This is a genomic window from Psychrobacter sp. Pi2-51 (assembly GCF_904846665.1).
In the GTDB taxonomy this organism is placed as follows: Bacteria; Pseudomonadota; Gammaproteobacteria; order Pseudomonadales; family Moraxellaceae; genus Psychrobacter; species Psychrobacter glaciei.
Window position 1 is genome coordinate 1 of record NZ_CAJHBP010000020.1, and the last position, 23,820, is coordinate 23,820.

Here is a 23,820-nt window from a genome sequence, read left to right on the forward strand (position 1 = left end):
TAAATATACTTATGTTTAATATTAATATATGCGGCCTTTGCTATATATAACAATTTGTATGTATTCTCTAAACATAATTATTGCAATCACAGAGTTGCTCAATTATCATCCTAAGTAACTTTCTGTAAGCAAATATTATTTAATGATTATTCGACCTTGCTAGATTGTTATTCACTAAAATTTAGAAAAACCTTAAACTTTAAGGATGGGATATGAAGCAAATATATCGGATGTTACCGATTGTGTTAAGTGTTGGCTTATTCGGATGTGGTAATTCTTCTACACAAGAGAGCGCCAACTCGACTGGCAAGGCGATAGCAGCAGAAAGTAAAGATGAGTTTGTCAGTAAACTGCCTGATACTGCGCCAACCTTAAAGGTTGCTACCACAGGGACGATGCCTCCATTCTCGTTCCAGGATGACTACGGCAATATGCAGGGGATTGATATTGATTCTATCCGTGCTCTTGGTGAAGAGCAGGGGTTCAAGGTCGAATTTTACAAAGAAACTTGGCAAAATATGTTCGACAGTGTGGCGTCAGGCGGTCGTGATTTAGCGATATCAGGTATCTCTTATAAAGATGATCGTGCAGAAAAATATGGCTTATCTGACCCTTACTTTTTTAACCCGTCTTCAATCATGTATGCCAAAAGTGACACAAAAATCAAAGGCATAGAAGATTTAGCTGGTATGCATGTTGCGGCGATGGAAGGCTCTAAGCAAGAAGATCAGCTAAATGCGATGGGTCAATATAGTGAGATGACCACTAGAAGTACGGCTTTTTTGCTGTATGAAGACTTAATGCAAGGCAAGGTCGATGTGATTTTGCATGATCTACCTATTTTGCAATATACGGCAAAAAACCATCCAGAATATGATGTCACCATCGTCCCTTATGAAGGCGCGGATAACCCTTCAGCACAGCAAGTCATACTGATGGCAAAAGGCAATAGTAAGCTTATCAATACCGTCAATGAAGGGATTGCTAAGCTTGAGAAAAAAGGCACGTTTAAAGCAATCGATGAGCAGTGGTTAGGCGCGTCTGAGCCAGCTACTAAAAGCGCTACTACCAATGAGCAATCGAAATAAGGGGCTATAAAAGATGGCAACCACACATAATGTTGACAACAAACGTTATCGCAGTCTGATTGTTTCAATTGCACTGTTTTTATCATTGATTGGTGCTTTGCTGGCCTTTACTTTTTATACATCCAGCTTGCTCGAAAGAAACACGGTTTTAATTGACCAAACCAACCAAGTCGCTAATAGCGCCCAAGCGGTAATCAAAGATCTATTTGACTTAGATAGCAGCTATGGTGAAGACACCAGCTCTCCGCATATTCAACGAGTTTTGGAGCGTTTGGAACAAAACACCGCGCTTATTACCAACTCAATTGCAGCTATTGGGCAGGGTGGACAGGTTACAGATCTTGATGGTAATGACTACACGCTACCAAAGATTAATGAAAATTCGCAAGCCAAAATTTCTGCCGCCAATGAGCAGTGGCAGCTTTTAGAGCCTAAGATTCAAAGCTATCTCAAAGATGCTGATAACATCATGGTTGATTCTTCTGATGAGTTGATTCAAGCGGTTGAGCAGGCTAAAACCTCTAGTTTGTTTATTAACGAATCGTTAGATGAACTCACTGATGAGGTGTTTATCAACGCTGAGCGCCAAGCCGACACTATCCGTTTGATTCAGGTATTGGGTGTTGCAGCTATCTTTGCTTACTTCTTGATTTTCGTTTTCTTCTTCGTTCGTCGTCTGCGTGATACCGATGCAGAAGCTTTGGCCGCTCGTCGTGAAACCCAAGAAATTATGGAAACGGTGAATACGGGTCTCTTCTTGCTAGACAAAGATTTGAATATCGGTCAGCAGCATTCTCGCGCACTGACCAACATTATCGGTGCTGACACCCTAGCAGGAGAAAACTTTACCAATGTCTTGCGTGGTCGTATTTCTGATAAAGACCTAAACACCACCCGCCAATTCATTGAGCAGCTATATAATCCGCGTGTGAAAGAAAAGCTGGTCGATTCTTTAAACCCGTTAAACAAAGTCATGTTGCACAATGCTCACGGAGCAGATGGTGCCGACAGTCGCTATTTAGACTTCAAGTTTTCGCGGGTTTATGAAAATAAAGACATCGCTCGTATTCTCGTCAACGTCAATGACGTCTCAGACGCCGTATATTTAGAACAGCGCCTAGAAAAAGAGCGCTCACAAAATGACATGCAGATTGAGATGTTAACAACCATCTTAAACGTCAATCCAAAAATTATTAATGAATTTATTACCAATACCAAAGCGCACATCGACAAGATGAATAACATTTTGAAAAACCCAGGTAGCTCACAATTTGAGCTCGAAGGTAAATTAAAAGCCATCTATCGTGAAATGCATAGCCTAAAAGGTGAAGCTTCTGCGCTGAAACTGCACAGCTTTACTAAGATTGCATCCGATGCGGAAGACAAGCTGGATGCGTTGCAAAATCAAGGCAAATTATCAGGTAATAACTTCTTGCCGTTAGCAGTGCATTTAGATGATTTGCTCAGCCTATCTAATACCATCGAAACATTGGGTGAGCGTATCAACCAAGCCACGCCAAAAAGTGTCAGTGCAACAAACAATACTCATGCGACCCAATCGGTAGCATCATCAGCCACGCCTGCATCAAACATTAAGACACCAGCCGCTAGCGAAAACCAATCAACGCATCAATCAGCCATGAGCATGCCTGCGGCAAGCGGTAATGATATTGATATTGATTTGAGTGATGAGTCGGATGATGATCAGTTGTCTTATTATCAAAGTTTTGCGCAAGACATCGCGGCAAGACAAGGTAAGCAAGTGCAGTTGAGCAGTCAGACGTTAGCGCACACGGCGATACCAGCCCATCTTAAAAATGTCGTCAAAGAAATAAGTATTCAGCTGTTACGCAATGCTGTGGTACATGGTATTGAGACGCCTGCGGTACGTCAGTCAGCTGACAAACCAGCCGTTGGTACTATTGATCTAGAAATACAGAGTGATAGCCGCGATCTCGTTATTACTTTGCAAGACGACGGACAGGGTATCGATTACGACAGCATCCGCCAAAAACTCATCGCCAAAGGTCGCTTTGATGCAGAAGCTACTGCTCAAATGAGTCAGGGTGAGCTATTAAAGCAACTGTTTACGTCAGGGTTCTCGACCAAAGAACACGCTGATGAAGATGGTGGTCGCGGTGTTGGCTTGGATATTATCAAAGCACAAGTAAAAGAGTATGACGGTAAGCTCAACGTCAATAGTGAGCTTGGTAAAATGACTCGCTTTACCATTACCTTGCCTAAAGCTTAATTGAGGATAAGAAAGACGTTATGTATAAATTAATGATTGTTGATGATTCTAATATCATTCGAAACCGAATCCAGCGTGCGTACGATTCAGGAGAGTTTATGTTGGTGGCTACGGCGACCAGCGGTGTGCAAGCTATTGAGAAGTTTAATGTGCATCGTCCTGATGTCATTACTATGGATTTGACAATGCCACAAATGGACGGTCTGGAGTGTATCGAAAAAATAATTGCGATCGATCCTGAAGTTCGTATTTTAGTGGTGTCAGCCTTATCTGATAAATCGACTGGTATTGAAGCATTATCGTTGGGTGCAAGTGGATTTTTATGTAAGCCTTTTTCAGAAGAAGAGCTTGTCGAAGCTTTACATGAGCTTATGCAAGACTAACTTCAGCCAACGATTTAAGCAGATGTCATTATGAAAGAACAACATTTACATATTTTTTTAAATATCATTACTAACTATTTTGATCAGTTCGGTAGTGAATCACTTATCGTTGATACGCCTTATTTGCTGGAAAATCAACAGCCAAAAGTCTACGACTATACCGGTGTCATTGGTATATCAGGGGTACAAAAAGGCGTGGTGTATTTTTCGGCAACCCGTGATTTACTGTCTTCAATATTGGACAGCATGGGTGAAACGGATAAAAGCGATGAAAACTACATCGATTTGGCTGGTGAAGTTGCCAATACGATCGCGGGTAATGCGCGTAAAGAGTTTGGTTCAGAGTTTCATATTTCTGTGCCGTTTGTTTTTAAAGGCGCACCGCAAAGTATTGTGTTGCCGCACGATGAGCGCTCTTTTATCATTCCTGTTACTTGGCGCGGTCAAGTCGGTGAAATTGTGGTTTGTTTGCAAGATTAAACTAAGCACCCACACATCATCGATGTTAGCTATGGACAATACACTATTATGGTTAAAGTAGAAAAATTAGGCGTCTTTTTAAGCTCAATCAGCGCATTCTTTGCGCAGATTGATGATACGCCAGTGGCGATTGATACGCCATATTTGAACAGTAATAAGAGTGCCGTTGGTTATGATTATAGCGGCATCATTAAAATATCTGGACCTATCGAAGGCTGCGTCTATGTGAGCGCGCCAAGCGTAATGTTGCGAGAAGTCATAAAAGTGATGGGCGAGCCAGATTCATCGATTACGATGATGAAAGACTTGTTGGGTGAGATGACCAATACCATCTCGGGTAATGCACGTACAGAGTTTGGCTCAGATTTCATTATCTCACCGCCCAAGATTATTGAGGGTGCACCCAGTATCGCTTATTTACCAAAAGACCGCCAAAGCTATGTCACGCCATTTACTTGGCGCGGTTACGAAGCGGTGATTGGTATTTGTATCGCTTAGAGCGTGTCTGATCCTTTAAGCATGGCACTGAACGTAGCTGTCTGTGGATCCAATGATAGTAATCAGCGAAAAAAACGACGTTAAAGCGTCGTTTTTTTTATGGTTTTTATCCAAAGGTTTGTCCCATAGCTTGTTCATTTATTTGATATTTAGCTTGTGCGGCTCATGATAATAGCGCTAGCAGTAAGCTGTACTTTTATGATAAAATATAGCGCAGTTATTTTATAACTTAGTGTTTATCGCTAAGTTCAAATCATAGCTCATTTTTTAAACCAACCCATCAACCAATGACACACACATCATGGCAAAAAATTGCTGGGTGTTTGGCGACTTGATTAATTTGCAAAAAGTTAATGCGGTATTCATAAGCATTGACCCTCAGCAGATGCGTGTCGCTAGATAGGCAGTTTTTGTGATGTGGAGGCATAACCCAACCACTAGGAATTTCACATGGCTACAAAGAATCCAACCAAAATCGAAATGCGCGACTTACTACAAGCCGGCGCTCACTTTGGTCACCAAACACGTTTTTGGAACCCAAAAATGGGACCATACATCTTTGGTGCACGTAACAAGATTCACATCATCAACTTAGAGCACACTGTAAAAGCGTTTAACGAAGCATTGACTTACGTAAACGGCTTAGCTGCTAAGAAAAACAAAGTATTGTTCGTTGGTACTAAACGCGCTGCTAGCGGTATCATCCGTGAACAAGCTGCCCGCGCTGGCATGCCATACGTTGACCATCGCTGGTTAGGTGGTATGTTGACTAACTGGAAAACACTTCGCCAGTCAATCAACCGTCTAAAAGAGCTAGAAAAACAAGCAGAAGACGGTACTTTCGCTAAGCTTACTAAGCGTGAAGCGTTAGAGCGTACTCGTGATATGGAAAAACTTGAGCGTTCACTAGGCGGTATCAAAGACATGGGCGGCCTACCTGACGCAATCTTCGTTGTAGACGTAGATCATGAAGCGATTGCTATCAAAGAAGCTAAAAATCTAGGTATCCCAGTTATCGGTATCGTTGATACCAACTCAAACCCAGATAACGTTGATTACATCATTCCAGCAAACGATGATGCTATCCGTGCAGTGACTTTGTATGTAACTTCTATGGCTGATGCGATCATTGCTGGTAAAGAATACGCACAGACTCAAGCAGGCGGCAAAGCTGAGCAAGAAGCACCTGTTGCAGCTACTGAAGCAGCACCAGCTGAAGAAGCAGCAACTCCAGCAGAATAAATAGCTGACCTAAAAGGTTTACCTTTGTAAGGATGTATTAATAGTTATGCTATCAGCATCCATATAAAGGTATTAACAGCGTATACGTACAAGCTCACAATAGGCATGATGTAGTTTTACTCGTCATGCCTTATTGTTGATGGATTGTTTGTTAATAGGCGAGTATTATCGTTTATAGTTGCCCTCATGATACACAAGATCTGTTATCACAACGACTTCTGCTATCACAAGCAACGATGAGCACTTTCATCACAATAGCAATCATCACTACAAGAGCAATATAGTATTTATAAAATATAGTATCTATGAAACATAGTACCTATAGATAGATAGATAGATAGATAGTTTCTATAAATAGTATGAAAATATTGAATAGAAGTTAAGCACTCCCATACATAACAATATAAAGGTAACTCTTATGTCAGAAGTAAAAGTATCTGCCAAAATGGTAAAAGAATTGCGTGACCGTACTGGTCTTGGCATGATGGAATGTAAAAAAGCGTTGGAAGAGTCAAACGGCGATGTCGAAACTGCCATTGATAACCTACGTAAGTCTGGTCAAGCCAAAGCCGCTAAAAAAGCGGGTAACATCGCAGCTGATGGCGCTATCATCATCGCTCAAGGCGACAACAAAGCATTCTTGCTAGAAGTTAACTGCCAGACTGATTTCGTTGCAAAAGATGACAGCTTCAATGCATTTGCAGAAAAAGTGGCTAGCATTGCTCTAGAGAACAACGTGACTGACGTTGCTGCTATCTCTGAATTGCCTTATGGCGATGGTCAAACCGTTGAAGAAGCACGTGTATCTTTAGTACAAAAAATCGGTGAGAATATCCAAATCCGCCGTGTTGAAGTACTTGAAGGCGCTAACATTGCTGCATACCGTCATGGTCTACGTATCGGCGTAGTGGTATCTTATGAAGGCGGCAGTGCAGACACTGGCAAAAACCTTGCCATGCATATCGCTGCGTTCAACCCAGTTGCAGTAGATGACGAAGACGTCGCTGCTGACGTACTAGCGCGCGAAAAAGACATCATCGAAGCCAAAGCAAAAGAATCTGGCAAGCCTGACAACATCGTTGAAAAAATGATCGAAGGTGGCCTACGTAAGTACCTAGACGAAGTAACATTATTGCGTCAGCCATACGTCATGGACAACGAGAAAAAAGTTGGTGACGTATTGAAAGCTGAAGGCGTAAAAGTACTTGGCTTTAAACGTCTAGAAGTTGGTGAAGGCATTGAGAAGAAGCAAGAAGATTTCGCTGCTGAAGTTGCTGCAACTCAAGCACTAGCTAATAAGTAAGTTTCAAAATGTAATAAGTACTGAGTTTGTTTTTGCTCAGTACTTATAGATTGTTTGACATAAGAAGCAATCAAGCATAAAAAAGCCCGTTATTTATTAACGGGTTTTTTTGTGTCTGCTGATTTAGTTATATCATTAACAGTTATATTAACGTAATGCTGCATACGCTGAATTGGCATAACTGGCGCTATTGGTATTGCTGCTAGTGCCATAACTGACTTTTTGTAGACCATTACTAGCAGTGGTATTGCTGTTGCTGGCGCTCATACTACTACCGGACAGACCTGAGTCATTTTTATATAAGCTGTGATAGCGGCTCATTACGCTTTTCACATAGTTGCGAGTTTCTTTAAACGGTGGGATGCCACCATATTTATCAACGTTGCCTTCACCAGCATTATAACCGGCCACCGCATGCTCGACGTTGTTGTTAAAGCGACGCATCAACCAAGCGATATATTTAGCAGATCCTTCGATATTGTCAGCAGGATTCCAAGGGTTGCTCACTTTGAAGCGGCGGGCAGTGGCTGGCATTAGCTGCATCAGGCCTTGAGCACCTACAGGAGAGCGCGCGTTGGGATTGAATGCGGATTCCGTATGCATCATGGCTTTCATGAGGGCAGGATCTACGCCATTACGCTCGGCAGAGGCGCGAATATAGCTGTCATAAGCGTTGCGGCTACCGCTACTACTTGCTGTGCTGCTACCATAATCACTACCGCTGCTATTACTGCCATCATACATCTTAGAGTCTTTGTAGTAAGTCACCTTTACTTTTTTGGTGAATTTATCAAAGTTGCCGCTAGGATTGACGTTGGTGAGCAGTACTTGTCCACCTTTGTCTTTATAGATATACATATTGCCTGCGTGAGCAGTCATCGAAAGCGTGGAGAGGGCAAGTGTACTAGCAATGGTGCTGAGTAAAAGCGGAGACAAACAGCGGGTAATCAAAGGGGAGATACTTATCATATAGATATCACTTTTTATCGAATAATAGCAAATTGTTTTGCCTATAGGCGCGTCATGTTGCGCGTTAAAGCGGTTACCGTGTTTGCTGGATTTTACAGCTACATTGAAGATAGCTACCTAGCAATGGTCACGCTTAACAAGAAACCACTTGCGATAGATACAAAAAATAATAGTTGCTTACTATAACATATAATAACTTTTTAGCGCATAGGATTAGCAGAACAAAGCACAAAAGCCGCCTTTAATTTGTAAAAAAATCAACAGGCTAAGGCTTTTAAGCGCATCGATTGCATGTCTACTTCAGTGTTTTTAAGCTGATACAAACGCTTCAATATGCTCACTGCGACGGTAAATTTTCAATAAAGACGAAAAGTTATTCAAGATAGTGATGGATTTTTAAAAGCTATTAAATGGAAAACGCACTGATAAAAATAGGCACCCACACGGCAGTGACCAAACCATTGACCGCCAGACCAAAGGCAGCATAACGACCAGCAGTGTGACTGATTTGCCAAGCTTCTACTGTGCCAAAAGCATGGGCTGCCAAGCCAAGTGCCAAACCTTTGGCACGATCATCATCGATACCGCGAAACAAAAATCGCGCTAAAGTGCCACCGATTATACCTGAGACAATAATAATCAAGTTGGCCATGGCCAGTGGCGCTTTAATCAAATCGGCGATGCTCAAGCCAATGGGTGTGGTCACTGAACGGGTGGCAAAGGCGAGTATCGTGTCGTGGCTTAAGGAAAATAGATAAGCCAATGACATAGGTAGTAATGCACCAATGACGCTGGCCATGGCTACGATCAAAGTCAGCTTTTTAACTGGTAAACCCTTAAAGTTCATTGCCGCGAGTGGCACGGCTAAAAGGACAGTGACATAGCCTAATAGATGGTCAAATACGGGTTTGGCAACGCTATAATAATTATTGTAATCCCATTGCAGGATAAACAAGAACAAAAGAACAAGAATCAACGCGGTAATCACCATTGGCAACCACGATAGCTTACGAGCCAAGACGCGGGCAATGACATGTGCTGTCAAGGTTAATAATATCGCTGCGAGGGTCGCCATCAATACGCTATCAAAAGTCATTACATTTCCTTGGTTATACAGCTCAAGGCTGCTGTTTTTGCTTATGAGTAGTATTGGTATTTGCGCTATCGCTTAGCCAGTGGTTGGCAAGAATGGCCAGTCCCCATAGTGGTATGAGCGTACTGATTAACATGGTCAGCATCACGCCCCACAGCTCATCACCTAAGGCGAATAATAGCAAGCCTGCACCGGCTGACACGGGCAAAAAAGCAAAGCCACTATCGACCAATAAGACATTACTGGCTTGGGTAAGCCAACTGGGCAGGCCTTTAAGTAAACGCCATGCCATCAAGATAAAGAACATCGCGATTAAACCGACGATATTGGCGGCTTTTTCGATACCCGCCCACTGACAGATAATAACGGCAGATTCACGGACAAAAATGATCATGACCAACGTTAGGATGACGGCCATCCATAGGGGCATACGCGAGGAATGAGTGGAATTCATAAGCAGTGCTGGCCAAGTCAGAGATAGAGAGTGTGTTCATAAAATCGAGTAGGCAGTAGCGCCAAGAGCATAGCAAAGAGGGGTGTCTTTGCTCGGTTATGGTTTCAATGTAATAGATAACGTCTAAATGGGTTAAATATATAAAAGTTGATTATATAGAGAGCACACCAACTAATAAAGCCTCTAAAACGCTAGGACTGGTTATTGATCTTCTAAGTTTTTAGTCGAAAAATCTAGTGACATATGATGGTGAAAAAATGAAGGTCAAAAAAATAGACGATATCGTTGATACCGTCCATTTATCATTTAACACTCTATGTTAAGAAACCACTGATGAAAAGGCCTATTAATTGAGAAGCCAAGCGTTTTGGGAAGACGCTATTTGAATTTGTAAATCCAAATCAAATCTATACACCCAAATTTTACGCTTATTTTTCTTCTGATGTTTCTGAGTGTAATGTCTCAGAGTTAAGGGCATCAAAATCATCAAAAGCTTGTTCTTCTGCTTTCGTCATAAGTTGGTCTTCATCTTCATCAGGCTGCTCGAACTCTTCAAGGACTGGCATCAGTAGCGTGGCTTGTGCTAATGGCAATACATCTAGAGGATTCAAGTCGGCTTGACCAAGGAGCTGTCTGAGTCTGTCACTTGGCAAACGAATGGTCAAGCATTCATGACCTGTATCATCGTAGCTTTCCTCTAAAATGACGCCCAGCTCATACAAGGTACTTTTGAATTGACCTGCATTATAAGGAAGAGTCAAATCAAAGGTTGTTAAAGCACCGGTCAGCAGCTGTTGCACAGCAAGTGACAACCCTTCCATGCCTAGGTTCTCTCTAGAGGAAACATAGACACGGTTGGGTTGACCTTCGCTAGCATAACCAATATGAGCGGGCTCATCCGTCAAATCAATCTTATTGTAGACATTGAGTACCGGCACATCATTGTCAATCTCTGCCAGTACATCTTTGACTGCTTGAATTTGCTCGTGCATGTCTTCACTAGAAGAGTCGATGACGTGTAGCAATAAATCTGCCTCTAATGTCTCTTCTAATGTTGCATGAAAAGACTCGACTAGCTCATGCGGTAGATGACGGACGAAACCAACCGTGTCGACCAAGACCACGCGACCAACACCCTGCCAGTCTAAACGGCGTAAAGTCGGATCGAGCGTGGCAAATAATTTGTCCGCCGCATAGATGTTTTCATCGACTAAGCGATTAAACAATGTGGATTTACCCGCATTGGTATAACCGACAAGTGAAATAGTCGGCACGTCTGATTTTTGCCGACGTGCTCGACCTTGAGCGCGTGTTTGGCGCACTTTTTCCAGTTTGCTTTTTAGCTGATTCACACGAGTCTGTAATAAGCGACGATCGGTCTCAAGTTGGGTTTCACCGGGTCCGCGCAGACCGATACCACCTTTTTGACGTTCCAAATGCGTCCAACCACGTACCAAACGTGTCGATAAATGGTTCAGCTGCGCCAGTTCTACTTGTAGCTTACCTTCATAGGTACGCGCACGCTGTGCGAAAATGTCCAAAATCAGACCAGTACGATCCAGTACACGACATTGCACCAAGGCTTCGATATTACGCTCTTGTGATGGCGATAAGCTGTGGTTAAAAAGGACGATATCAGCGTCATGCTCGCGCACCAATTCTGCTATTTCTGCTGCTTTGCCGCTACCGACGAAGTATTTGGCATCGGGTCTTTGGCGTGAGCCTGTGACCAACGCCAAACGATCAGCCCCTGCTGAGTCTGCTAATAGCTCAAATTCACCTAGATCGTCAGGATCTTGAATTTGGCGGATGTCTAAATGTACTATAATGGCGCGTTCGCCACCTTCATGTCTTTCAAAATAATCCAAAGAGTATCACCTATTAATAAAGTAAATAAATCGCTATTATCAATTTAGTAAGCTTTGATTCAGTAAGCTTTGATATAACGTTCAGATGGTTGTCTATATGTGGTCTTATCACTTGATATTAAAGGGTATTGGCATAATTAGCGATGATTTTATGTTACAGCATTTATGGTGGCTGATTTTCTATAAATCTGCTTCATTACCCATTTGTATAAAAGTAAACACTCACTGAGTGAACAAGCTATCACTGAGTGACAGAACTTTGTTATACTTAGCTCGTTTTTTTAACTATCTAAAAACCAAACATTCAATCATGAGGGACGCAGATGAGCCAAGCTAAGTCAGGCTTTTCACTCAAACAACAATGGGGTCGCGGTAAACAAATCGCGGGAATGACCACGACGATCGCTGGTGGTCTTAGGGCTGCTCAGCGTATTGGCGCATTTAAGCAGCCACCACGCGAAAAACTGCCACGCTATATTCAAGCGTTTTGTCGTAAGATGGCAGGCTCCTTTGGGGTAAAGGTCGTTGAAGTTGAGCCAGTGCAACAGCATCATGGTCTATGGGTATCCAATCATGTGTCATGGATGGATATTCCGGTCGTGGGCACGGTGAGTCCTGCCTTTTTCTTATCCAAAGCAGAAATCGGTGAGTGGCCAGTATTTGGCAAGTTGGCTCATGCGGCAGGTACGGTATTTATTGAGCGTGGTTCCGGTGATGCAGGCTCGGTGGCAGCGCAGATTGCTAGCTTTTTAGCGAAAGGATTTTCGGTGATATTCTTTCCAGAAGCGACGACTACTGATGGTAAAAAAATCAAACGCATTCATGGGACATTGTTACAAGCAGCGATAGAGGCAGACGTTCCGGTTCGCCCCATCGTTATCGCTTATGTCAATAAAGACGGTACATTAAGCGAAGCACTGCCATATTATGGCAAGCTGACGATGAAGGACAGCATGAAAAAAGTGCTTGATAGCAAAGACGTAACCGCTTATGTATTGCCACTAGCGCCGATAGATCCAGCAGGCTGTAGCAAAAGCGAGCTGACCAATGTATTGCAGTTACGTATGCAAGAGGGGTTGGCTGAACTACATTCAAGAGTACTTAACGTACCAGCTAAAGACTAAATATTTGCAGTTGAAGTAATAGTCAAAAAAAGGGCGCAAATCGCGGTGATAATACTAGCGATTTGCGCCCTTTTTGGTGGGAGCTTCAATAGAGCGTACTTAATTTAATCCACTACGCTCTGATAGAGGGCAGATTATGGTGATGGATTAGGCTGCTGTGTATGTACGGCTTCTATCGCCTCTAATACGTCTGCTGTCAGCTCGACATTGACACTATCAATGTTAGATTTGAGCTGCTCGGTGGTCGTTGCCCCAATGATATTGCTGGTGACAAAGTGACGAGAGTTGACGAAAGCCAATGACATCTGTGCCATGTCCAAACCTGCATCAGCGGCTATCTTGGCATATTGCTCAGTGGCTGATTTGGCTTGTTCGTTTACGTAGCGCCCAAAACGGTCGTACATCGTCAGACGTGCGCCAGTCGGACGTTTGCCATCGAGATATTTACCAGATAAAACGCCAAAACCAAGCGGTGAGTAAGCAAGCAGACCCACATTTTCACGATGTGCAATCTCTGCCATATTGACTTCATATAAGCGGTTCAGCAGGCTATAGGGATTTTGCACAGTGATGGGGGCAATCAAGCCATTTTTGTCTGCTTCCCATAGGTAGCGCATCAGTCCCCACGCAGTATCATTCGATAGCCCATAAGCGCGAATACGGCCTTTTTTGATCTCATCATTTAATGCTTGAATGGTCTCTAAAAAAGGCGTTAAATCGTCTAGTGACTGCGCTGCCATCTCTTCAGTATAACCGCGCTGACCGAAGAAATTCGCTTGGCGTTCAGGCCAGTGCAGTTGATAAATATCAATATAGTCGGTTTGCAAACGCTCAAGATTGCCATCAATGGCGCTGCTGATTTGCTTAGCATTAAAGCGTGTTTGCCCGTCGCGTAAAAAATCCATCGGTGACATTTTGCTGGCAAGGATAACTTTGTCACGCTGTTTGGTTTTGTTAAACCATGTGCCCATAAAGCGTTCGGTATCGCCTTGTTTGTCTTTGTCCGGCGGCGATGGATACATCTCTGCCGTGTCCCAAAAATTCACCCCTTCGCTTAGCGCCATGTCCATCTGCTCATGCGCTTGGGTCTCATCATTCTGTTGTCCCCACGTCATCGTACCTAGACAGATTTTGGAAACGTCTTCATTAATTTGTGGCAGTTTTTGATATTGCATTTTTTATCCTTATCGTTCATTCAACAGAGTATTTTTAAATGAATTGTTTTAAATGAGCTTTATGCCTGTTACACCGGGCGGTGTCACTTTAAAGATTTTTACTTTAAACAATACGGCTTGCCCAGCGAGTGGATGATTGAAGTCCACTTCGACTTGGTCATCATCGATGGCGCTGATGGTACCGGGTAGGGTGTTTTTGCCTTTATCTTCAAATTCTATCATCATGCCAATTTCTGGATTATCAGCGACCAGCGCGAACTGAGGGCGGCTAAAATGCTGAATATTGTCAGGATTCCAATCACCAAATGCTTGCTCTGGATCAAGGTGGGCAGAGCGTGTGTCACCCGCACGCAGGTTCATTAACACTTGCTCAAAACCGGGTAGTAAGCTCTCGTCACCAATGGTCAGCGTCACAGGCGCATCGCGGCTAAAGGTAGAGTCAATCATCGTACCGTTCTCTAATGATACTTCAAAATGCAGCTTTACGAGACTGCCAAAAGTGATGCGCGTGTCTTCATTGGGGTTGATAAATTGTGAGTCGGTCATAGTCAAAAGCCATCTGTTGCGGGATTAGAAGTTCAGGTCAAAAAATTAATATAAGAAATGATAAGCCATCTGAGAAAGGTTGTAAGCGTAAATAGTGTAACGCAAATAGTGTACTATATTTGGCAAGTCTAAATGAGGTTTGGAGGAACCATGGCAAATAAGCAACGAGGCCACATTAAAAAGTGGCAAGATGATAAAGGCTTTGGCTTTATCGACACTGAGCAGGGTGATTCAGTATTCTTTCATATCAATGAATTTAAAGCACGCCGTCGCCCTGAAGTGGGTGAGCAAGTCGTCTTTACGCTTGGGCAAGATAGCCAAGGACGGATGCAGGCAAAAGACGTGCAAGAGCTGAGCTTTGTGCAACAGAAAATGGCACAAAAGAATCAGCAAATCCGTCATCGTAATGCAAAGCGTAGTCATCAAGCGGAGTTTGAAGCAGGACAGAAAAAACGCTTGTTCCTTGGTGTGGGGTTTTATGGGGTATTAATCTTATTAGCGGCCATGAATAAGCTAAGCTGGCTGGTCGTCGGTTGGTATGTAGCTTTGGGTTTGATTACTTATATGATGTATGCCAAAGACAAAGCCGCTGCGCAAAGTGGTGATTGGCGCACGCCTGAGTCTACTTTGCATCTGCTAAGTGCATTGGGTGGTTGGGTAGGAGCAATGGTCGCACAGACTTACTTGCGGCATAAATCACAAAAACCTGAGTTTCGCATGGCGTATTATTTGACCGTGGTGATTAACATGGCAGGACTGTTGTTTGTGATGGCGGGTGGTGGGTTGGAGACTTTGGCCAATTTATTATCAGGGCTGCTATAAATGAGAACTAAAATATTAGGACATGTCCTCAATTAAATTGATAGACATCTAGATAGACTAAAAATGGCTAAAGTTTTCCAAATAGTGGCAAATATTTGGTTAATATATCGATATTATACGCTCTGTTTTTCTTGTTTGACTGCAATTTATCTCATCTTCATTACCATTTTTAAAATAAGGAAACACTTAGTAAAATTAACTTTTATAAACAAATGTTTTCCTTGCAAAAATAAACAATAGTGTATATATATTAATATTGAAGATTACATTGGAGAAAGATATGTCAGGTAGCAGTGGTGGAAATAGCTCATTTAGTACAAACAGACATTCAGATAATTCGGATGGGCTTGGCAATGTTCAAGGAGGCCAAGGTAACAATAATTATTGTCAGTTAATAAACGAAATAACATACGTAAATTCTCCTAAAAGTGGTGTGAAAAAGTTAAATATAGGAGATATTCTTGAAGTAAAAGTCGAGAGTAATAATACTATTAAGCTAATAAAAGTATACGACAAATATGGAAATTTGATCGGTGGTATTTCTTCTATTAAAAGTGATGAAATAATAGACTGTATAGAAGAAGGTTATATATATGTTGCAGAAATACTCGATATTAATATAGCTAAAGTCAAAATAAAAATAATGTGCCAACCTCAGGATTAAGCCTAATGGAATTAGAGCCTTTTATAACGGTAGTAGGTGGAGTTTACGAAGAGTATTGCGAAAGACCATACTGGAATGAGATTTATGGTTCTGCAGGTAGAGCGGTTGAAGCTTTAAATATGCTTCATTGCAAGACTGAACTATACACATACATGAATGAACAAACAAAAAGCGTCATTATTAAAAGATGTGCGCTTGCTGATGTGAGCTCAACTATTCAACCTATAATGACCAGTCAACTAATCAGATTTGAGTATTTATATGCACTAGATGATCCAAATATTAGCTCCGTAATTAGACAGCAGAAAATAGTAGTAGAAGCTAATAATGTATTATTATTCGGAATGATTGAGGGTGAAGCAATAATTACAGCTGACAGAGTTGTCTATGATCCACAAAGCACTTCCAATCCTAAAATATTTAATGAGAATAATTCATCAGCAAATTCAGTAGCTCTAGTCCTAAATAGAAGCGAAGCCTATGCGATGACTAAAAACAAAGCGACCTCTTTAGATGAAGCTGCAGAAATATTAATGATTGATAATGTGGAAGCTATAATTATAAAAGATGGTCCAACTGGTGCATATGCTTTCGAAATAAGTGGAGATAGTATTACTAAAAAACATATACCTAGTTATGCAACTTTAAATGTACATAAAATTGGCTCAGGAGACAATTTTTCAGCGCATTTTGCATATTGGTGGATGATAAAGAACTGTAGTGCCGAAGAAGCCGCCTCAATAGCATCAAAGGCTACAGCCTACTATTGCCTTACTAAGGGATTTGCAAATCAAAATTTCTTTGAAGAATTTGATTCTTTTAAAGATAAGCTTCAAGAGATACCTAATATTAAAGACCCATCTCAAGCAACTGTCTATTTAGCAGGTCCTTTTTTTACTTTATCAGAAGTTTGGTTAATTCACGAGACCTATTTACAACTAAAAAATATGGGGTTGAAAGTATTTTCTCCGTATCATGATATAGGTCTTGGATCAGCTGATGAGGTCGTAATGGCTGATCTAAAAGCTATAGAAGAGTCTGATATATTATTTGCAATTTGCGATGGGCTTGATACAGGCACTATTTTTGAAATTGGATATGCTCGTGCATTGAATAAAAAGGTAGTAGCTTATTGTGAGAGTGAAAAGCCAGAAAGCCTAAAAATGTTAGAAGGTTCAGATTGTGTAATAGTTGATGATTATGTAACAGCATTATACAAGACTGTTTGGGAGTATTTATTGTAATGAGTAGCGTAATATTACTTTCTGGAGGTATGGATTCTATCTGTATAGCATTTTGGCAACGCCCTTCACATGCGATTACTATAGATTATGGTCAGTTAGCAGCACAAGCTGAGATAGAATCTGCTATACAAATTTGTAATGAGCTAAATATAAGTCATCATATTTTAACTATAGATTTGGGTGATTTAGGTTCAGGAGATATGGCAGGGAAACCTATAAATGAAAATGCACCAGCTTCTGACTGGTGGCCCTACCGTAACCAAATGTTAATAACAATAGCTGCGATGAAAGCCATTACCTTGAATATTAATCAAATAATAATAGGAAGTGTAAAGACGGATAGTCAACACGTAGATGGAACTTTAGGCTTTATAGAGAAAGTGAATACGCTTTTGAGTTTCCAAGAAGGTAATATTGAAGTAGTGGCTCCTGCCATAAATATGTCGACACAGGAATTAATTAGAGAGTCAAAGATACCATTGTCTCTATTGTTTTGGGCACATAGCTGTCATAAAGCTGAAGTCTCTTGTGGACATTGTCGAGGATGTAGTAAGTATTTTGAAACGTGGCAAAATATTTTGCCTAGCTAATGCATCTAACATAAACCTAAATACTTAATGAAAAAGTGGAATAATTTATGGAAGAAAATTGTAATGATAAGGTTTGGGAAAGCAGGGTTGTAGGTGATGAGAAGCGACCAAATGACACTAGATCAGAATGGGGAAGAGATCTAGCAAGGTTGATTCATTCTTCTGCATTTAGACGGATGCAAGCAAAAACTCAAGTGCTAGGTTTAGGTGAAAGTGACTTTTATAGGACGCGTCTTACTCACTCAATGGAAGTTGCACAAATTGGTACTGGTATATTAGAAGTTCTTAAGTCGAAAAATAAGTATGATGAAATACTACCTAGTTCGACTTTAATGCAAGCGATCTGTTTGTCACATGATATTGGACATCCACCATTCGGTCATGGTGGCGAAGTTGCTTTGAATAAGTGTATGTTAGACTATGGAGGATTTGAGGGTAATGGTCAAACTTTAAGAATATTATCTAAGCTCGAAAAGTATACAGAAGCTCATGGTATCAACCCAACAAGACGTATGATGTTAGGTGTTCTAAAGTATCCTGTTAAATACTCCAATCTAGTATCTTGTAATGAATCACAAGAGCATTCACCAAGTTGGTTGTTTAAAGATAAAATATATAAGCCACCAAAATGTTATTTAGATACAGAAGAGGAGGTTGTAGATTTTATATTACAGCCTTTTAGCCCAGCAGATAGGTCTATACTAAGAAAGGTTGAGGACAATAAACCTTTATACAAATCGCTAGACACTTCAATTATGGACTTAGCTGATGAAATTTCCTACAGTTTGCATGACTTAGAAGATGCCATTTCTTTAGGTATGATAACTAAGAAAATTTGGAATGAGTATTTTTCTAAGAAGGAAGATATTATAATTGCTTGTCATAACAAACATTTCAATGAAAACTTTAAAGAGCTCGCTGAACAATTATTTTCGTCAAGTCATAAACGTAAAAAGTGTATTGGTAAATTGGTTAATTTGTTTATTACAAACGTAGAAGTTGTAGTTCAAAATTCAGAGTTTAGTCATTTACTATTAAAGAATAAAGTCCAGCTACCGAATAATCTTGAAGCATTGCGCAGTGTAATTTTCCAATTAGTACTAGAAAAAGTAATTAAACATGAAAATGTTCAACAATTAGAATTTAAAGGCCAAAAACTAGTCGTAGAAATTTTCGAAGTATTAGCAACTGATCCAGAAAGATTCTTACCAGAATCTCCAAAAAACCGTTATAAAGAAATTTCTGAGAATGACAGTGTCGCTAAGTTTCGTGTAATAAGTGATTTTATTTCTGGAATGACTGATGACTATGCCACTAAATTCTATGAAAAGCTTTTTTCACCACGGAGAGGGTCAATATTTGATAGGTTCTGATTTATATTTAGGATAACCCCATGTTAGATGGTAGCGAACTATAGAAAATGTCCATTACATCAAAATTTGTTAATACTTTAGCTCATAACAAACAACAAAAAAGGTGGGTTACTTATTCGTAACCCACCTTTTAAATCTAAAAACTATGTACGATTATAAGCGCTAAACCTCACGCTTCTTTTCTAAAAATAGCATGTCGATGACAATCATCGCGACACCGATACTGATGCCCATATCCGCGATGTTAAAGATCGGATAATGCCAAACGTCAGCATTGTGTACATGGATGAAGTCGATCACGTGACCATGTAGCAGACGATCTATTAAGTTACCAACTGCACCGCCAAGCACTAAAGCCAGTCCGAGCGATAATAGCGTGGCTTTACGAGGTGCTTTAATCAGATAAATGATTAAAAACAGCGACATAATTAGAGCAAGTCCCGAAAAAAACCACTTCTGCCAACCGCCTGCATCCGCCAAAAAGCTAAAAGCAGCGCCATAATTGTATGCTAAAGTCCAATTAAGAAACGGTTCGATAACAGGCACTGGCTCATGGAAAGTCAGGTTGGTTTCAGCCAGCCACTTCGTCCACTGATCGATGATAAGTACAACCAGTGACACCAAATACCACATAAAAGCACGACTGCCATTAGCAATCATCTTTGGTGCTTTAGTCAAGCGACTTCTCGGTGTCGTTGAACTGCCCGTTGTTGCATGGGCAGGGGTTGGCGAGTGGTCGACCTTAGACTGCGGCTGCTTGTCTTCAGGTGACTCTGATTGGTTGGGCTCTGAGTTAGGTGTCGGATTAGGCATAGTGGCGCACCTCGCCGTTACCCGTGACATTAGTGACGCAGCGGGCACATAGTTCAGGGTGTGCGCTATCGGTACCGATGTCATTACGGATATGCCAGCAGCGCACGCATTTGGTACCCGTCGCGGCACTAACATTGACCACTAAGTCTGCCGTTTCTTTAGTGCTGCTTTCAGCTTGCTCTGTGGCGTCATTCTTAGCAGCAGCAGGAGCATCACTCATCGGTTTTAAGGTTGCGCTACTGGTAATAAGTACAAAACGCAGCTCTTCGCCAAGCTTGGCTAAGCTTTCATGCATCGCACCATCAGCATACAAATCAACGTCAGCAGATAAATTAGCATTGATGATTTTTTCACCGCGTGCGGTTTCGATATGCTTATTCACCATATCTTTGGCTAGCATGATACGTTGCCAATCATCAGTACTGATCGCACTTAGCTCAAACTCTGGGAAGGTATACCATTCTTCGGTAAACACATAGCCTGCTTCATTGCCGTTTTTACCTTCTAACACTTCCCACGCTTCTTGGGCAGTAAACGACAAAATCGGCGTAATCCAGCGAATCAACGCTTGGGCGATATGATAAATAGCCGTTTGCGCAGAGCGACGCGGCTGTCCATCAGTCTGGGTGGTGTACTGACGGTCTTTAATAATATCTAAGTAGAAGCTACCCAAGTCTTGCGAGCAAAACGCGGCAATAAGTTGAGTGACTTGGTGGAAATCCATCGCATCATAGGCGTCGATGATTTGTGCTTGCACGGTTTGCGTACGCTCAATGATAAACTTATCAAGGCTGACCAGCTCATTGATATCAATGCTGTTGGTTGCTGGATCGAAGTCATCGGTATTGGCAAGCAAGAAACGCAAGGTATTCCGGATACGGCGATACATGTCGATTGCGCCTTTGAATACCGTTTTGCCTGCACTCATCTCATAACGATAATCGCTCGAGGCAATCCACAAGCGCAGCATGTCTGCACCTGTTTTGTTAATCTCTTCTTGCGGCGTGATGATGTTGCCAAGCGACTTACTCATCTTGCGACCGTTTTCATCGACCACAAAACCATGAGTCAATACTTGCTTAAACGGAGGACGCTCGTACATGGCCTCAGAGGTTAATAAGGAGGTCTGGAACCAACCGCGATGTTGATCAGAGCCTTCTAAGTACAGATCAGCAGGATTGGTCAATTCATCGCGTTGCTCCAGTACGGCAAAATGCGTCGTACCTGAGTCAAACCAAACATCTAATGTGTCAGTCGCTTTGTCATAGTCAGCCGCTTCCGCACCCAAAAAGTCTTCACAGCTGGCATCAAACCAAGCTTCCACACCGCCTGCATCAATTTTTTGTGCGGCAGTTTCCATGAGCTCAAGCGTGTTTGGATGTAGTTCACCCGTTTCTTTATGAGTGAAAAAGGCAATCGGTACGCCCCATGTACGCTGGCGTGAAATACACCAATCTGGGCGACCCGTCATCATTGACTCAATGCGGTTCTGTCCCCATGCTGGCGTCCAATTGACCGCTGGAATATCAGCAAGCGCGCGCTCACGTAAACCTTTGGTTTCCATATTGATAAACCACTGCGGCGTGGCGCGGAAGATAATCGGTGATTTATGACGCCAGCAATGCGGATAGCTGTGCTCAATCTTGGTATGGCTAACGAGATGGCCGTTGTCGTGTAGGGCAGCGATGATTTTTGGATTGGCTTTATAGATATGCTCGCCCGCAAATACCGCCGCGCTGTCTAAATAGACACCCGTACCGCTTACTGGGTTTTCAACAGGTAAATCATACTTCAGACCAACGATATAATCGTCGAGACCGTGACCCGGTGCGGTATGGACTAAGCCAGTACCGCTATCCGTGGTTACGTGATCGCCCAAGATAAGTGGCACTTGACGGTCTACAATCAGTGGATGCTGGGCGCGTAGACCTTCAAGCTCACGTCCGGATACAGTTGCCAATACACCTTCATTGCTAAGTTTAAACTCAGTCAGTGCACTTTCAACCAAATCAGTCGCTAATAAGAAGTTGCCTTTTTCAGTCGCCACCACACTATAGTCATGCTCAGGATGTATGGCGATGGCTTGGTTAGCTGGTAACGTCCAAGGCGTCGTCGTCCAGATGACCGCTGCGATATTGCCATTAATCTCGCTCAATGCGGCAACTTTTTGCGTATCAAGCACATCAAAACTGACATAGATAGCATCTGAGACTTTGTCTTGGTATTCCACTTCGGCCTCAGCCAGCGCAGAGCTACAGTCCAAGCACCAGTTAACGGGTTTCATACCGCGAGTGACATGACCATTGTCATGGATTTTGGCCAGTGCGCGCACGATGTTGGCTTCTTGATGGAAGTTCATCGTTAAATAAGGATTGTCCCAATCACCAAACACACCCAGACGTTTAAAGTCTGCCTTTTGTAGCTCAATCTGCGTGCTTGCATATTCGCGGCACAGACCACGAAATTCAGTCGCAGAGACTTTTTGACCGACTTTGCCGACCTTGGCTTCGACCTTTTGCTCGATAGGCAGACCATGACAATCCCAACCGGGCACATAAGGTGCATCAAAGCCTGATAAGGTTTTTGACTTTACGATAATGTCTTTGAGCACTTTATTGACCGCATGACCTAAGTGAATCTGACCATTAGCGTATGGAGGGCCATCGTGCAAAATGTACTTGGTCGCACCTGTACGCGCCTTGCGAATTTTGCCGTACACGTCATCCGCTTCCCACGCAGCCAGCCAATCTGGCTCACGTTTGGCAAGGTTTGCGCGCATCGCAAAGGGCGTATCAGCAAGATTTAGCGTGTCTTTATAGTCTTGGCTTGGCGTATCAGTACTTTTATCAGTCATAGAAGGTGTCTTTTTAAAAAGTAGGTTAAAAGATAGGTTAAAAAGTGATTAAAAAATTGATGTAGAGTCAGGTGTGAAATTTAAGCTTAACGTTAAATATAATATGGGGTCAAATATTTGATAATCGATACTCGTTTTTTGTCTTAGACAATGTTGCTTACAGTAGGTTGCTTGTGAATAGTTACGTCCATAATAAATACTAACGGGACGATTGCAACAAGAAATGCATTTATCAGAATAATTAGTCTAGCACCGATGATAACGGCAGCTATTATATGACAAAACGGGAAGGGTAAAAAGAGCTGGTCAGTATCGTCCTGTTTTTAGCCAAAACCAATCATTTATGTCAGCATAAATACTTTGCTCATTAAATCATAGGTCTGGCAAGTTTGAATGTTCAACAGATCCTAGATGATGCCTAATTGGCGTAGGTCTAAAAAACGGAGGATAACCATAAGCGCAATCTAAGCGACCAGAGTGGTTGAATACCTGTCAATCCTTGCGTCATCTCGCCATCTTTTAAGATGACATAAGAAGGCGTGACTTGCCCTTGCCAATCAGCAAATATCTCTCCTTCTTGATCATTGACCGTGGTAAAGCGATAACTGTTTTCATTAAGGTAGCGGTGCAGCTCTTGATCAGTGCCTGATTTAATGGCAACCGTAACGACTGGATAATTATTTGCGGCGGCAAGTTTGTTTATGGTTGGCGAGGTGAAACTACAGACTGAACACCACGTACCCCAAAAATATACCAGTGTCGGCTTCTCCTGACTCAGTGCCGCTAAATCAACCGTTTGTCCTTGGTAGTCTATTAATTGCAATTGTGGGTTGGCTGGCATGACGGGTTGTCGCCACCAATTGATGGCGGTATAAATAACGGCAAACATCAAACCATATATCAGCAGGGTTTTAACTATAGAAAGCACTTTTTGCTTTGGTGTCTTCTTAAGAATATCTTTTTTACTTGCGAGATCAGTCGTCATA

General features: G+C 42.0%; 22 protein-coding genes. 13 read left to right on the top strand and 9 right to left on the bottom strand.

The genetic code is table 11. The annotated features are described in order from the left end of the window. The first annotated feature begins 212 nt into the window (after nt 1-212). The 7 genes from JMY08_RS10480 (at nt 213) to tsf (ending at nt 7,245) form a co-directional block, all read left to right on the top strand. A complete protein-coding gene (locus JMY08_RS10480) occupies nt 213-1,088 on the top strand; it encodes a substrate-binding periplasmic protein (RefSeq protein WP_189582685.1) in 876 nt (291 codons plus the stop codon). Nucleotides 1,089-1,101: 13 nt separating this feature from the next. After that, nucleotides 1,102-3,339 (top strand): ATP-binding protein, encoded by a 2,238-nt coding sequence (locus tag JMY08_RS10485; RefSeq protein WP_201593234.1) that lies wholly within the window; start codon nt 1,102-1,104, stop codon nt 3,337-3,339. Nucleotides 3,340-3,359: 20 nt separating this feature from the next. Continuing rightward, the gene (locus JMY08_RS10490; protein ID WP_189582679.1) at nt 3,360-3,722 is read left to right on the top strand and encodes a response regulator; all 363 of its coding nucleotides are present in this window, start codon (nt 3,360-3,362) and stop codon (nt 3,720-3,722) included. Between the two features lie 30 nt (nt 3,723-3,752). Then, entirely contained in the window at nt 3,753-4,202 is a 450-nt protein-coding gene (locus tag JMY08_RS10495) for a chemotaxis protein CheX (RefSeq protein WP_189582676.1), read from the top strand. Between the two features lie 48 nt (nt 4,203-4,250). Then, on the top strand, nt 4,251-4,700 hold the full coding sequence (locus JMY08_RS10500; RefSeq protein WP_189582673.1) for a chemotaxis protein CheX: 450 nt from the start codon (nt 4,251-4,253) through the stop codon (nt 4,698-4,700). 450 nt (nt 4,701-5,150) lie between these two features. After that, complete coding sequence (gene rpsB / locus JMY08_RS10505; RefSeq protein ID WP_201593235.1) at nt 5,151-5,942, top strand: 30S ribosomal protein S2; 792 nt, start codon at nt 5,151-5,153, stop codon at nt 5,940-5,942. Between the two features lie 418 nt (nt 5,943-6,360). After that, entirely contained in the window at nt 6,361-7,245 is an 885-nt protein-coding gene (gene tsf, locus JMY08_RS10510) for a translation elongation factor Ts (RefSeq protein ID WP_010201759.1), read from the top strand. 147 nt (nt 7,246-7,392) lie between these two features. Here tsf and JMY08_RS10515 read toward each other — a convergent pair whose 3' ends face one another. The 4 genes from JMY08_RS10515 to hflX all read right to left on the bottom strand — a co-directional run bounded on the left by JMY08_RS10515 (nt 7,393) and on the right by hflX (nt 11,629). Then, a complete protein-coding gene (locus JMY08_RS10515; protein WP_201593236.1) occupies nt 7,393-8,214 on the bottom strand; it encodes a lytic transglycosylase domain-containing protein in 822 nt (273 codons plus the stop codon). 406 nt (nt 8,215-8,620) lie between these two features. Next, nucleotides 8,621-9,310, bottom strand: a complete 690-nt coding sequence (locus tag JMY08_RS10520) for an LrgB family protein (protein ID WP_010201757.1) — start codon at nt 9,308-9,310, stop codon at nt 8,621-8,623. Nucleotides 9,311-9,332: 22 nt separating this feature from the next. After that, entirely contained in the window at nt 9,333-9,761 is a 429-nt protein-coding gene (locus JMY08_RS10525) for a CidA/LrgA family protein (RefSeq protein ID WP_189582666.1), read from the bottom strand. 428 nt (nt 9,762-10,189) lie between these two features. Then, complete coding sequence (gene hflX / locus JMY08_RS10530; RefSeq protein WP_201593237.1) at nt 10,190-11,629, bottom strand: ribosome rescue GTPase HflX; 1,440 nt, start codon at nt 11,627-11,629, stop codon at nt 10,190-10,192. Between the two features lie 323 nt (nt 11,630-11,952). On the opposite strand from hflX, the gene JMY08_RS10535 reads away from it, so the two are divergent. Further along, nucleotides 11,953-12,753 carry a lysophospholipid acyltransferase family protein gene (locus JMY08_RS10535; RefSeq protein WP_201593238.1) on the top strand — a complete coding sequence of 267 codons (801 nt, stop codon included), beginning with the start codon at nt 11,953-11,955 and terminating at the stop codon, nt 12,751-12,753. Nucleotides 12,754-12,887: 134 nt separating this feature from the next. Here JMY08_RS10535 and JMY08_RS10540 read toward each other — a convergent pair whose 3' ends face one another. Both JMY08_RS10540 and JMY08_RS10545 read right to left on the bottom strand, forming a co-directional pair. Further along, on the bottom strand, nt 12,888-13,928 hold the full coding sequence (locus JMY08_RS10540; RefSeq protein ID WP_201593240.1) for an aldo/keto reductase: 1,041 nt from the start codon (nt 13,926-13,928) through the stop codon (nt 12,888-12,890). 48 nt (nt 13,929-13,976) lie between these two features. Then, nucleotides 13,977-14,474, bottom strand: a complete 498-nt coding sequence (locus JMY08_RS10545) for an FKBP-type peptidyl-prolyl cis-trans isomerase (RefSeq protein WP_201593242.1) — start codon at nt 14,472-14,474, stop codon at nt 13,977-13,979. 150 nt (nt 14,475-14,624) lie between these two features. Between JMY08_RS10545 and JMY08_RS10550 the strand changes: the two genes are divergently transcribed. The 5 genes from JMY08_RS10550 to JMY08_RS10570 all read left to right on the top strand — a co-directional run bounded on the left by JMY08_RS10550 (nt 14,625) and on the right by JMY08_RS10570 (nt 19,167). Beyond that, nucleotides 14,625-15,296: a DUF1294 domain-containing protein gene (locus tag JMY08_RS10550; RefSeq protein ID WP_201593243.1), complete on the top strand. Its 672-nt coding sequence runs from the start codon at nt 14,625-14,627 to the stop codon at nt 15,294-15,296. A gap of 280 nt (nt 15,297-15,576) precedes the next feature. Continuing rightward, nucleotides 15,577-15,960 carry a hypothetical protein gene (locus JMY08_RS10555; RefSeq protein ID WP_201593244.1) on the top strand — a complete coding sequence of 128 codons (384 nt, stop codon included), beginning with the start codon at nt 15,577-15,579 and terminating at the stop codon, nt 15,958-15,960. 5 nt (nt 15,961-15,965) lie between these two features. Next, nucleotides 15,966-17,204: a PfkB family carbohydrate kinase gene (locus tag JMY08_RS10560; RefSeq protein WP_201593245.1), complete on the top strand. Its 1,239-nt coding sequence runs from the start codon at nt 15,966-15,968 to the stop codon at nt 17,202-17,204. Then, a complete protein-coding gene (locus JMY08_RS10565; protein ID WP_201593246.1) occupies nt 17,204-17,794 on the top strand; it encodes a 7-cyano-7-deazaguanine synthase in 591 nt (196 codons plus the stop codon). The genes JMY08_RS10560 and JMY08_RS10565 overlap by 1 nt, the downstream gene beginning before the upstream one ends. 47 nt (nt 17,795-17,841) lie before the next feature. Beyond that, nucleotides 17,842-19,167 (top strand): anti-phage deoxyguanosine triphosphatase, encoded by a 1,326-nt coding sequence (locus tag JMY08_RS10570; protein ID WP_201593247.1) that lies wholly within the window; start codon nt 17,842-17,844, stop codon nt 19,165-19,167. 162 nt (nt 19,168-19,329) lie between these two features. On the opposite strand, the gene lspA is transcribed toward JMY08_RS10570, so the two are convergent. From lspA to JMY08_RS10585, 3 genes are all read right to left on the bottom strand, one after another. Then, nucleotides 19,330-19,980 carry a signal peptidase II gene (gene lspA / locus JMY08_RS10575; protein WP_201593248.1) on the bottom strand — a complete coding sequence of 217 codons (651 nt, stop codon included), beginning with the start codon at nt 19,978-19,980 and terminating at the stop codon, nt 19,330-19,332. Then, nucleotides 19,973-22,834 carry an isoleucine--tRNA ligase gene (gene ileS / locus JMY08_RS10580; RefSeq protein ID WP_201593251.1) on the bottom strand — a complete coding sequence of 954 codons (2,862 nt, stop codon included), beginning with the start codon at nt 22,832-22,834 and terminating at the stop codon, nt 19,973-19,975. The genes lspA and ileS overlap by 8 nt, the downstream gene beginning before the upstream one ends. Before the next feature lie 433 nt (nt 22,835-23,267). Then, nucleotides 23,268-23,819 carry a protein disulfide oxidoreductase gene (locus JMY08_RS10585; RefSeq protein WP_201593252.1) on the bottom strand — a complete coding sequence of 184 codons (552 nt, stop codon included), beginning with the start codon at nt 23,817-23,819 and terminating at the stop codon, nt 23,268-23,270. Nucleotide 23,820: the final 1 nt, after the last annotated feature.

Coding starts and splice junctions, on each gene's coding strand:
- lspA (WP_201593248.1), bottom strand. CDS start 19,980: ATGCCTAATCCGACACCTAACTCAGAGCCCAACCAATCAGAGTCACCT.
- tsf (WP_010201759.1), top strand. CDS start 6,361: ATGTCAGAAGTAAAAGTATCTGCCAAAATGGTAAAAGAATTGCGTGAC.
- rpsB (WP_201593235.1), top strand. CDS start 5,151: ATGGCTACAAAGAATCCAACCAAAATCGAAATGCGCGACTTACTACAA.
- JMY08_RS10540 (WP_201593240.1), bottom strand. CDS start 13,928: ATGCAATATCAAAAACTGCCACAAATTAATGAAGACGTTTCCAAAATC.
- JMY08_RS10570 (WP_201593247.1), top strand. CDS start 17,842: ATGGAAGAAAATTGTAATGATAAGGTTTGGGAAAGCAGGGTTGTAGGT.
- JMY08_RS10480 (WP_189582685.1), top strand. CDS start 213: ATGAAGCAAATATATCGGATGTTACCGATTGTGTTAAGTGTTGGCTTA.
- JMY08_RS10555 (WP_201593244.1), top strand. CDS start 15,577: ATGTCAGGTAGCAGTGGTGGAAATAGCTCATTTAGTACAAACAGACAT.
- JMY08_RS10515 (WP_201593236.1), bottom strand. CDS start 8,214: ATGATAAGTATCTCCCCTTTGATTACCCGCTGTTTGTCTCCGCTTTTA.
- JMY08_RS10585 (WP_201593252.1), bottom strand. CDS start 23,819: ATGACGACTGATCTCGCAAGTAAAAAAGATATTCTTAAGAAGACACCA.
- JMY08_RS10495 (WP_189582676.1), top strand. CDS start 3,753: ATGAAAGAACAACATTTACATATTTTTTTAAATATCATTACTAACTAT.
- JMY08_RS10520 (WP_010201757.1), bottom strand. CDS start 9,310: ATGACTTTTGATAGCGTATTGATGGCGACCCTCGCAGCGATATTATTA.
- JMY08_RS10525 (WP_189582666.1), bottom strand. CDS start 9,761: ATGAATTCCACTCATTCCTCGCGTATGCCCCTATGGATGGCCGTCATC.
- JMY08_RS10490 (WP_189582679.1), top strand. CDS start 3,360: ATGTATAAATTAATGATTGTTGATGATTCTAATATCATTCGAAACCGA.
- JMY08_RS10560 (WP_201593245.1), top strand. CDS start 15,966: ATGGAATTAGAGCCTTTTATAACGGTAGTAGGTGGAGTTTACGAAGAG.
- JMY08_RS10535 (WP_201593238.1), top strand. CDS start 11,953: ATGAGCCAAGCTAAGTCAGGCTTTTCACTCAAACAACAATGGGGTCGC.
- JMY08_RS10545 (WP_201593242.1), bottom strand. CDS start 14,474: ATGACCGACTCACAATTTATCAACCCCAATGAAGACACGCGCATCACT.
- JMY08_RS10550 (WP_201593243.1), top strand. CDS start 14,625: ATGGCAAATAAGCAACGAGGCCACATTAAAAAGTGGCAAGATGATAAA.
- JMY08_RS10565 (WP_201593246.1), top strand. CDS start 17,204: ATGAGTAGCGTAATATTACTTTCTGGAGGTATGGATTCTATCTGTATA.
- JMY08_RS10500 (WP_189582673.1), top strand. CDS start 4,251: ATGGTTAAAGTAGAAAAATTAGGCGTCTTTTTAAGCTCAATCAGCGCA.
- JMY08_RS10485 (WP_201593234.1), top strand. CDS start 1,102: ATGGCAACCACACATAATGTTGACAACAAACGTTATCGCAGTCTGATT.
- ileS (WP_201593251.1), bottom strand. CDS start 22,834: ATGACTGATAAAAGTACTGATACGCCAAGCCAAGACTATAAAGACACG.